Source organism: Amycolatopsis sp. NPDC003861 (assembly GCF_053605405.1).
This window is the reverse complement of record NZ_JBSGJD010000340.1, coordinates 1-8234: the sequence shown is the minus strand read 5'-3', so window position 1 is coordinate 8234 and position 8234 is coordinate 1. Positions and strand designations below refer to the sequence as shown.

At 73.2% G+C, this 8234-nt stretch carries 9 protein-coding genes and 1 pseudogene; 4 read left to right on the top strand and 6 right to left on the bottom strand.

What is annotated here, in order from left to right; genetic code table 11:
* Positions 1-243: pseudogene (locus tag ACWEVN_RS44040) on the bottom strand (hypothetical protein); the annotation flags it as partial.
* Between ACWEVN_RS44040 and ACWEVN_RS44035 the strand changes: the two are divergent.
* Complete coding sequence (locus ACWEVN_RS44035; protein ID WP_452055251.1) at positions 244-996, top strand: HAD family hydrolase; 753 nt, start codon at positions 244-246, stop codon at positions 994-996.
* Here the strand turns inward: ACWEVN_RS44035 and ACWEVN_RS44030 are convergent.
* On the bottom strand, positions 989-1606 hold the full coding sequence (locus ACWEVN_RS44030; protein WP_452055250.1) for a class I SAM-dependent methyltransferase: 618 nt from the start codon (positions 1604-1606) through the stop codon (positions 989-991). The two genes, ACWEVN_RS44035 and ACWEVN_RS44030, sit on opposite strands and share 8 nt — an antisense overlap.
* A 24-nt stretch (positions 1607-1630) precedes the next feature.
* Positions 1631-2104: a carboxymuconolactone decarboxylase family protein gene (locus ACWEVN_RS44025; RefSeq protein ID WP_452055249.1), complete on the bottom strand. Its 474-nt coding sequence runs from the start codon at positions 2102-2104 to the stop codon at positions 1631-1633.
* Positions 2105-2260: 156 nt separating this feature from the next.
* Here ACWEVN_RS44025 and ACWEVN_RS44020 point away from each other — a divergent pair, with 156 nt between their 5' ends.
* Positions 2261-3139, top strand: a complete 879-nt coding sequence (locus ACWEVN_RS44020; RefSeq protein WP_452055248.1) for an RNA polymerase sigma-70 factor — start codon at positions 2261-2263, stop codon at positions 3137-3139.
* Position 3140: 1 nt separating this feature from the next.
* Here ACWEVN_RS44020 and ACWEVN_RS44015 read toward each other — a convergent pair whose 3' ends face one another.
* Entirely contained in the window at positions 3141-3845 is a 705-nt protein-coding gene (locus ACWEVN_RS44015; RefSeq protein WP_452055247.1) for an alpha/beta fold hydrolase, read from the bottom strand.
* A 122-nt stretch (positions 3846-3967) separates the two neighbouring features.
* Between ACWEVN_RS44015 and ACWEVN_RS44010 the strand changes: the two genes are divergently transcribed.
* On the top strand, positions 3968-4525 hold the full coding sequence (locus ACWEVN_RS44010) for a TetR/AcrR family transcriptional regulator (protein ID WP_452055246.1): 558 nt from the start codon (positions 3968-3970) through the stop codon (positions 4523-4525).
* 101 nt (positions 4526-4626) lie between these two features.
* On the top strand, positions 4627-6600 hold the full coding sequence (ligD, locus tag ACWEVN_RS44005) for a DNA ligase D (RefSeq protein ID WP_452055245.1): 1974 nt from the start codon (positions 4627-4629) through the stop codon (positions 6598-6600).
* Positions 6601-6604: 4 nt separating this feature from the next.
* Here ligD and ACWEVN_RS44000 read toward each other — a convergent pair whose 3' ends face one another.
* Positions 6605-7414 (bottom strand): hypothetical protein, encoded by an 810-nt coding sequence (locus tag ACWEVN_RS44000; RefSeq protein WP_452055244.1) that lies wholly within the window; start codon positions 7412-7414, stop codon positions 6605-6607.
* Positions 7415-7494: 80 nt separating this feature from the next.
* Positions 7495-8234, bottom strand: a 740-nt coding sequence (locus ACWEVN_RS43995) for a glycoside hydrolase family 43 protein (protein ID WP_452055243.1), incomplete at its 5' end; no start/stop codon positions are given.

Sequence of the window (8234 nt, the reverse complement as noted above, 5' to 3'; positions counted from 1 at the left end):
CGGCCCGCCGTCGCGGCCCGCGCCGGGGATCCGCACCGCCAGCCCGAGCGCGTCCGGCAGCCGCCCGGGTGTGCCGGCGCCCTTGGACAGCCGCGCGACGACGGGAGCCGGGCCGGCCGGCCAGGGCAGGTCGTCCGCGATCGCCCGGAATTCCCCGCGCAGCACGACGCCGGCGGGGTGGAAGGCCGGGGCGCGCCGCAGGGCTGCCAGCCCGCGGAAGCCCGCCGAGACGAGGCCGGTCATGTGTACGTCCGTGAAGGACGGGGTATCCGGATCACCCCTCCCGGTACCCGCGCGGAGCACCGGGAAACCCGCATCGACCTCAAGGAGCCCGTCATCGCCACCGCGGTCCTGTTCGACGTCGACGGCACGCTCGTCGACTCCAACTACCTCCACGTCCACGCCTGGCGCCGGGCGTTCCACGAGCTCGACCGGGACGTCGACTCCTGGCGCGTGCACCGCGCGATCGGCAAGGGCTCCGGCAAGCTGCTGAACACCCTGCTGGGTGAGGAGGACGCCGGCCGCGTCGGCGACCGGGCCAAAGAGCTGCACAGCCGCTTCTACCTGGAGACCGCCGACCTGCTGCGGCCATTCGACCGCGCCCCCGACCTCGTCCGCGAGCTGGCCGGGCGCGGCGTGCGCGTGGTGCTGGCGACGTCGGCCGGGCCGGACGAGCTCGAGGTGCTGCGCAAGGTCCTCGACGTCGACGACGTGGTCGCCGGCATCGTGTCCGGCGACGACGTCGAAGCGACGAAGCCCGATCCGGAGCCGGTGTTCGCCGCGCTCGAGAAGGCCGGGACGGCACCGGAGGAGACGATCTTCGTCGGCGACGCGGTCTGGGACGTCCACGCCGCCACGAAGGCCGGCGTGCGCACGGTCTCGGTGCTGTCGGGCGGTGTCGGCGCGGCGGAACTGACCGACGCCGGCGCGGTCGCGGTGTACAGCGACGCCGCGACACTGCTGACCCGGCTGGACGAAAGCGTGCTGATCAGCTGACCTTGCCGGCGACCAGCCGCTCCACCAGCCCGAGCTTGAACCGCTCCCGCTGGTCGATCGGCAGCCCGAGCGCCTCGACGAGCTTCAGCGGCCGCCGCCGGAAGTGCTCGCCCGCCAGGGGAACGCTCGCCAGCTCGAACAGCCACTGCACGGCCCGCACGAGCCGCGACGACGACGTCACGTGGTCGACCAGAATCAGCCGCCCGCCCGGCCGCAGCACCCGCACCATCTCCCCGACCGCGGCGGCCGGGTCGGGGATGGCGCAGAGACCGAACGTGCACAGGACGGTGTCGAAGGACGCTTCGGCGAACGGCAGCTCGTGGGCACTGCCCTGGCGAAGGGTCACCGGCCGGCCGAGCCGCCGCGCCCGCTCCCGGGCGATGGCGAGCATCCCCTCGCTGAGGTCGAGGCCGGTGAGCGTCACCTCCGCCGGGTAGCACGGGAGGTTCAGCCCGGTCCCGACCGCGACCTCGAGGACCTCGCCGACGGCCCGACCGCAAGCCCACTCCCGGGAGTCGCCGAAGAGACGGCGGTCCCAGACGCCCATTTCCGCGTCGTAGGTCGTGGACTTGCGGTCCCAGTACCGACGCCACCGCTCCGCCTTCGTCATGCCCCCAGCGAAGCACGGACGACGTCAGCCGAACATGCCCGGCTCGTAGCCACCGCCCTTCCGGTGGACGATCACCGCGAGCCGGTTGGCCGAGTTCATCTGCGCGACCAGGGCGATCAACGCGGCGACCCGGTCGTCGTCGTAGTGCTTGCGGACCCGGGCCCAGGTCTCGTCGGAGACGCCGGGCGCGGCGTCGGCGATCCGGGTGCCCTCCTCGGCCAGCGCGAGGGCCGCCTGCTCGGCCTCGGTGAACACCGTGGCCTCCCGCCAGGCCGCGACCAGGTTGATCCGCACGGCGGATTCCCCGGCGGCCTCGAGCTCCTTCGTGTGGACGTCGACGCACCAGCCGCAGCCGTTGACCTGGCTGACGCGCAACGACACCAGTTCCTGCGTGACCTTCTCCAGCGGTGACCGGCCGATCGCCAGGCTCGCGGTGCCGAACCGCTTGGCAAACGCGGCGCCGACTTCGTTGTCGGTCAGGGTGAATCGGGGTTCCATGACTTCGTCCTCACTCGTGGTGTGCCTGCGAACGACCACGAGATGCCGGCGGCCCCACGACCCGTGACAGGCTGGGCGGGTGACGACGATCACTGTCACACCGCGGCGGCGGCCGGCATCCGGTGGGAAACCCGCGAACGACCCGAGGAGCCACCCATGGCCGACCCCGCCACCGAGGCCTTCGTCGCCCACCGGAACCTGCTGTTCACCGTCGCCTACCAGTTGCTCGGCTCGGCCGCCGACGCCGAGGACGTCCTGCAGGAGACGTGGCTGCGGTGGGTGGACGTGGACCTCGCCGTGGTGCGGGACCGGCGCGCGTACCTGGTCCGGATCACCACCCGCCAGGCGCTGATGCGGCTGCGGGCGCTCGGCAGGCGCAAGGAGTCCTACGTCGGGCCGTGGCTGCCCGAGCCGCTGCTGACCACGCCCGACGTCGCCGAGGACGTCGCACTGGCCGACAGCGTGTCGATGGCGATGCTGCTGGTGCTGGAGACACTCGGGCCGGCCGAGCGGGCGGTGTTCGTGCTGCGCGAGGTGTTCGATCTGGGCTACGACGAGATCGCCGAAGCCGTCGGCAAGAGCCCGGCCGCGGTGCGCCAGATCGCGCACCGGGCCCGGTCCCACGTCGCCGCGCGCCGGCCGCGCGGGCCCGTCTCGCCGGCGGCGACCCGGGAGGCCCTGGAAGCGTTCCGGCGTGCCGTCGAGACGGGCGACCTGCAGGACCTGCTCGACGTGCTCGCACCGGACGTCGTGTTCCTCGGCGACGGCGGCGGAGTGGTGCAGGCCGTGCTGTCGCCCGTCACCGGGGCCGAGGACGTGGCCCGCCTGCTCGCCGGCGGCCTGGGCAACCTCGCCGTGGGCACCCTGGACGCCGTCGAGGTCAACGGCTTCCCGGCGCTGCTCCTCCGTCGCGACGGCCGGGCCGACACGGTCCTGGCGGCCCGCATCGACGACGGCCTCGTGACCGGGATCTACGCCGTGCGCAACCCGGAGAAGCTGTCCCGCCTCGACGAGGCGCGGACGCTCCGCCGCTGACTCACTCGGCGTGCGCCGCCGCGGCCAGGATGACCTCGGCGACGGCCTCCGGCTGGGACACCGCGACCGCGTGCGAGGCGTCGATCCGGCGGACCGTCGACGACGCGCGCTCGGCCATGAACTCCTGCGCCTTGGCCGGGATCGCGTTGTCCTGGTTGGCGATCAGCGTCCACGACGGCAGCTTCGACCACGCCGGCGTGCCCTCGAACGGGGCGGCGAGGGCCTGCTGCGCGACCGCGCGCTGGGTCACCGCCATGATCGCCGCGGTGGCCGCGGGGACGTCGGCGGCGAAGACCTCGGCGAAGTCCTCCGGCTTGATCGACAGCTCGGGCTCGCCGGCGTGCACCAGGACGTTCGTGGTCTCCGGGCCGAGCTTGGCGCCCGGGTAGCGGCCGGACAGCTCGAACACGCTCTCGCCCGCGTCGGGCTGGAAGGCGGCGATGTAGACCAGGGCCCGGACGTTCGGCGCGTCGGTGGCCGCGCGGGTGATCAGGGCGCCGCCGTAGGAGTGGCCGGCCAGGACGACGGGGCCTTCGACGCCCTTGACCACGTCCGCGACGTACGCCGCGTCGGACTCGACGCCCCGCAGCGGGTTCGCCACCGCCTTGACCGGATAGCCCTGCTCCTGCAGCTTCGCGATGACCCCGGTCCAGCTGGACGAGTCGGCGAACGCGCCGTGGACCAGGACGATGGTGGGCTTGCTCATGGCTGGCTCCTTCGGGGAGAACGATCGGTCTTTCTGCTAGCTACTCTGGACCGGCGGAGCGGCCTTGGCAATGTGACGAAGCCAATCTGGCAGAACGATCGGTCTTTCTCTAAGCTGCGGGGATGAGGACTGCCGAGCCGCACCCGAAGGACCGGCTGCTCGCGACCGCCTCCCGGCTCTTCTACGCCGAAGGCATCCACGCCGTCGGGGTGGAACGCCTGGTCTCCGAGGCGGCCGTGACCCGGGCGACCTTCTACCGCCACTACCCGACCAAGGACGACCTGGTCGCGGCCTACCTCGCCGACACCAGCCGGCAGATCCGCGCGGCCGTGGACGCGGCGCGGGCGGGCAAGCCCCCGCGCGAGGCACTCGCCGAAACCCTGGCGGTGGTCGGCGACGCGACCTGCGGGGAGGACTTCCGCGGCTGCCAGTTCCTCAACGCCGCCGCCGAGTACCCCGATCCGGCGAACCGGGTCCGCCGGGTCATCGACGACCACCGGCAGTGGTTCTTCGGCGTCCTGCGCGAGCAGGCGGCGGCCGCCGGCCACCCGGACCCGGAGCACGCAGCGCGCGTGCTCGTCCTCCTGCGCGACGGCGCCCTGCACGGCGGCGAACTCGACGACGCCGAGGAGGTCCGCGCGACCCTGCGCCGGGCCGTCGACGACCTCCTGCCCGCCTGAACGCCGGGCCGAACACGCGTTCAAGCCGCTTTCACCTGCACAAATCCGGCTAAGCTAGGCCGAACGGGTTACCTTGGGCACCGAAGGTGACGGAGGTCGACATGGCGGCAGACGACGCATCGCTCGTCCCGGCCTGGCTGGAGCCGATGCTCGCCAAGGCCGACGGCGGCCGGCTGCGCAGCGGCCCGGAGTGGGCCTACGAGTACAAACTGGACGGTTACCGGGCCGCCATGCGGATCGCCCCGGACGGCACGACTGTGCTCACCAGCCGCAACAACATCGACTTCACCGCCGAGTTCGCCGACCTCGAAGGCGTGCTCGCCCCCGCGCTGGACGGCCGCGCCGCCTACCTGGACGGCGAGGTCGTCGTCTACGGCGAAGACGGCCGGATCGACTTCGAGCTGATGCAGGAGCGCCGCGGCCGTTACGTCCGGCACCAGAGCGGGCCGAAGGGGCTGGAGTTCACCGACGTCCCGGTCCGCTTCCTCGCGTTCGACCTGCTCCGGCTCGGGGACCGGAGCCTGCTGGGCGCGCCCTACGACGAGCGCCGCGGCCTGCTGGCCGAGCTGCCGATGCCGGACCCGTACCGCGTTTCGGTGGTCCGCGCGGTCACCTTCGACGAGCTCGCCGCCGACCGCCGCACCCCCGCGGACTTCCTCGCCCACGCCGCGTCCGCCGGGTACGAGGGGGTGGTCGCGAAGCTGCGTTCGTCGGCCTACCACCCCGGCCAGCGGCCGGACTCGTGGCTCAAGCACCCGCTGATCCGGACGCAGGAGGCGATCGTCTGCGGCTGGCGGCCGGGACAGCGCAGCTTCACCGGCACGCTCGGCGGGCTGCTGCTGGGCGCGCACGACCCCGCCACCGGCGACCTGGTCTACATCGGCGACGTCGGCACCGGGTTCACCCAGGCGTCCCGCGCCGATCTGCAGGCCCGGCTGGAGAAGATCGAGCGGCGCACACACCCGTTCGTGACGACACCGCCGCGGGAGGACATCGTCCGCGCCCGCTGGGTGGAGCCGCGCCTGGTGGGCGAGATCGTCTTCCGCCAGTTCACCCGCGGCGGGCGGGTCCGCCACACGGCCTGGCGGGGGCTGCGCCAGGACAAGGACCCGGCCGACGTCCTGACGCCGGGGGCGATACCGCACGAACCCGCCGCCCCGCCCCCGGCCCCCTCGCCCGAGCCGGCCGGCCAGCGGATCACCGTCCAGGCCGGCGACCGGCGGCTCACTTTGTCCAATCTGGACAAGGTGCTGTACCCGGCGGCCGGGTTCACCAAGGGCGAGGTGATCAACTACTACTCCCGCGTCGCGGCGGTGCTGCTGCCGCACCTGGCGGGCCGGCCGGTCACGTTCATCCGCTACCCCAACGGCGTCGACGGCCAGAAGTGGTTCGAAAAGAACGTCCCGAACGGCGCCCCGGCCTGGCTGCGCACGGTCCGCCTGGCCGGCACGGGCGGCACGATCGACTACCCCCTCCTGGACGACCTGCCGGGCCTGGTGTGGGCGGCGAACATGGCGGCGCTGGAGCTGCACGTTCCCCAGTGGACGGTGGAGTCGGGCGCCCGGCAGCTCCCGGACCGCCTGGTGTTCGACCTCGACCCGGGCCCCGGCACGACGATCGTCGACTGCTGCCGCGTGGCGGAGCGCCTCCACGACCTCCTGGAGGAGGACGGCTTGACGCCGTACGCGAAGACGTCGGGGTCCAAAGGAATGCAGCTCTATTGCGGAATCCGCACGGACGACCCATCGGCCCCGTCGGCATACGCGAAGCGGCTCGCCCAGCGCCTGGCGGCGGAGACGCCGGAGTCGGTGACGGCGGTGATGGCGAAGGCGCAGCGGACGGGCCGGGTGTTCATCGACTGGAGCCAGAACAACCCGGCGAAGACCACGGTGGCCCCGTATTCGCTGCGCGGCCGCGACCACCCGACGGCCTCGACACCGGTGACGTGGGACGAGGTCCGCGCCTGCCGCCACGTGACCCACCTGACCTTCACGGCGGACGACGTCCTGGACCGGATCGAGGACCACGGCGACCTGCTCGCCGGGCTGGGCAAGGACAGCGCACCGCTCGGGTGAGGAGTCAATTGCGACCCAGGACCCGCTTGAGCAGGCCGACAAGCCCGCGCGAGCCCCGTGCCGGTGGCGGGGAAGTCTCTTTCCGCGGGGCTTCGGGTTCCGGTTCCGGGCGGGCGTACGGAACCCGGGGAGTCTCCGGCGCGGGGGTTTCAGCGCTTTCGGACCGGAGCGCATGTTTCGGCTGCGGCGAGACTTCCTCGGAGGCCCGCGGTTCCGGAGCCCGCACCTCGGCCGGCTGGTGCTGCGCGACCGGCGCCGGCGCGGTCACCGGCGCGGGCGCCGCGGTTATCGGCGCAGCAGCCGGCGCTCCGAAAGTTTCCGCCTCGGCCTCGCCACCAGCCGACTGCACCGCTGCGCTCGGCCTTGCGGTCACCTGAGTTTGCTCCGCCGCAGCCGGGGCACCAGCCGACCGCTCCCCACCCCGCGGCCCAGCGGAACCCTCACCCCACCCACCAGCCGCCTGCACCCCGCCCCAAGCTCCCGCGGGTGCCCCGGCCATCGGCGCTTCCCCCGGCACGACCGGCCGGTCCCCCACCGGGCGCGGGGCCGGGATCTCGCCCGCGATGCTCCCCGACTCCGGCACCGCCGGCTCCTCGCGCGGCAACGCCGGGCGGGCCAGCATCTCGGGGGTGATCGCCGGCGTCATCAGCGGGGTGTGCGCCGCGTCCGCGTTCGGGACCGCCGGCTCGCGGGCCGCCGGATAGCGCTCCAGCGGGTCGGCCTCCACCGCCGTCCCGTCGGCGCGATGGCTCCGGATGAGGCCGCACAACCCCAGCAGCCCCAGCAAGCCCGCCAATCCCCACCACACCGTCATGTCGCTCCTCCGTTCCCTCGCTCCCCGGATATCCGGCCCCCGGGCGGCCCAACCGAGCGCTACCCGGGTGGGTGACACCGTCACCCCAGCTTCGGCACGTCGCCCGGGAACGTGATCGGCAGCGAATACAACCCCCGCGCCGTGCGGCCGCCACCCAGCCAGCCGTGGAAGAAGATGTGGTCGTCCAGCACGTCCGCGCCGCCCGGGGCGTCCACCTGGCCGGCCAGCAGGTCGGTCGACAGGAACTTGCCGTCCGCCTTCACGAACGCCCCGCCCAGCGTCGGCGCCGACGCGTAGTCCGTGTGGTAACCCGTGCTCTGGAACGTGTCCGCGGAATAGAACAGCAGGTACCGGGACGCGGTCTTGACCACCGAAGGCGCCTCGACGACCGACATCTCGGCCGTCAGGTCGGCCCGCAGCAGCTCGATCCGCGACCCGGAAAGGGTGCGGCCGTCGGCCTGCAGCTTCTGTGCCCAGATCGCCGACGGTGGCCCGGTCGCCGCGCCGTCACTCTTGTAGAGCAAGAAGCGTGACCCGTCCGTGTCGACGAACGTCTGCGGGTCGATGTCGCCGTGGTCGCCGGGCTCGCACACCAGCGGCCGGTCACCGGCCGGCGTGTACGGTCCTTCCGCCTTCTTCGCCGTCGACGCGCCGAGACACATTTCGCCGCCCGCCGTCTGCGCGGCCGCGAAGTACAGCACGAACGTGCCGTCCGCCAGCTGAGTGACGTCCGGGGCCCAGAACCCGCCGTCCGCCTTCGCCCACGCGGGCACCGCTCCGAGCGCGTGGGGGGGGGCGGGCCCCCGATCGGACGGGCTCC

Bases quoted from the DNA above. Each gene is read 5' to 3' on its own strand.
- ACWEVN_RS44010 (WP_452055246.1), top strand. From the start codon at position 3,968: ATGAGGACTGCCGAGCCGCACCCGAAGGACCGGCTGCTCGCGACCGCC.
- ACWEVN_RS44030 (WP_452055250.1), bottom strand. From the start codon at position 1,606: ATGACGAAGGCGGAGCGGTGGCGTCGGTACTGGGACCGCAAGTCCACG.
- ACWEVN_RS44020 (WP_452055248.1), top strand. From the start codon at position 2,261: ATGGCCGACCCCGCCACCGAGGCCTTCGTCGCCCACCGGAACCTGCTG.
- ACWEVN_RS44015 (WP_452055247.1), bottom strand. From the start codon at position 3,845: ATGAGCAAGCCCACCATCGTCCTGGTCCACGGCGCGTTCGCCGACTCG.
- ACWEVN_RS44025 (WP_452055249.1), bottom strand. From the start codon at position 2,104: ATGGAACCCCGATTCACCCTGACCGACAACGAAGTCGGCGCCGCGTTT.
- ACWEVN_RS44000 (WP_452055244.1), bottom strand. From the start codon at position 7,414: ATGACGGTGTGGTGGGGATTGGCGGGCTTGCTGGGGCTGCTGGGGTTG.
- ligD (WP_452055245.1), top strand. From the start codon at position 4,627: ATGGCGGCAGACGACGCATCGCTCGTCCCGGCCTGGCTGGAGCCGATG.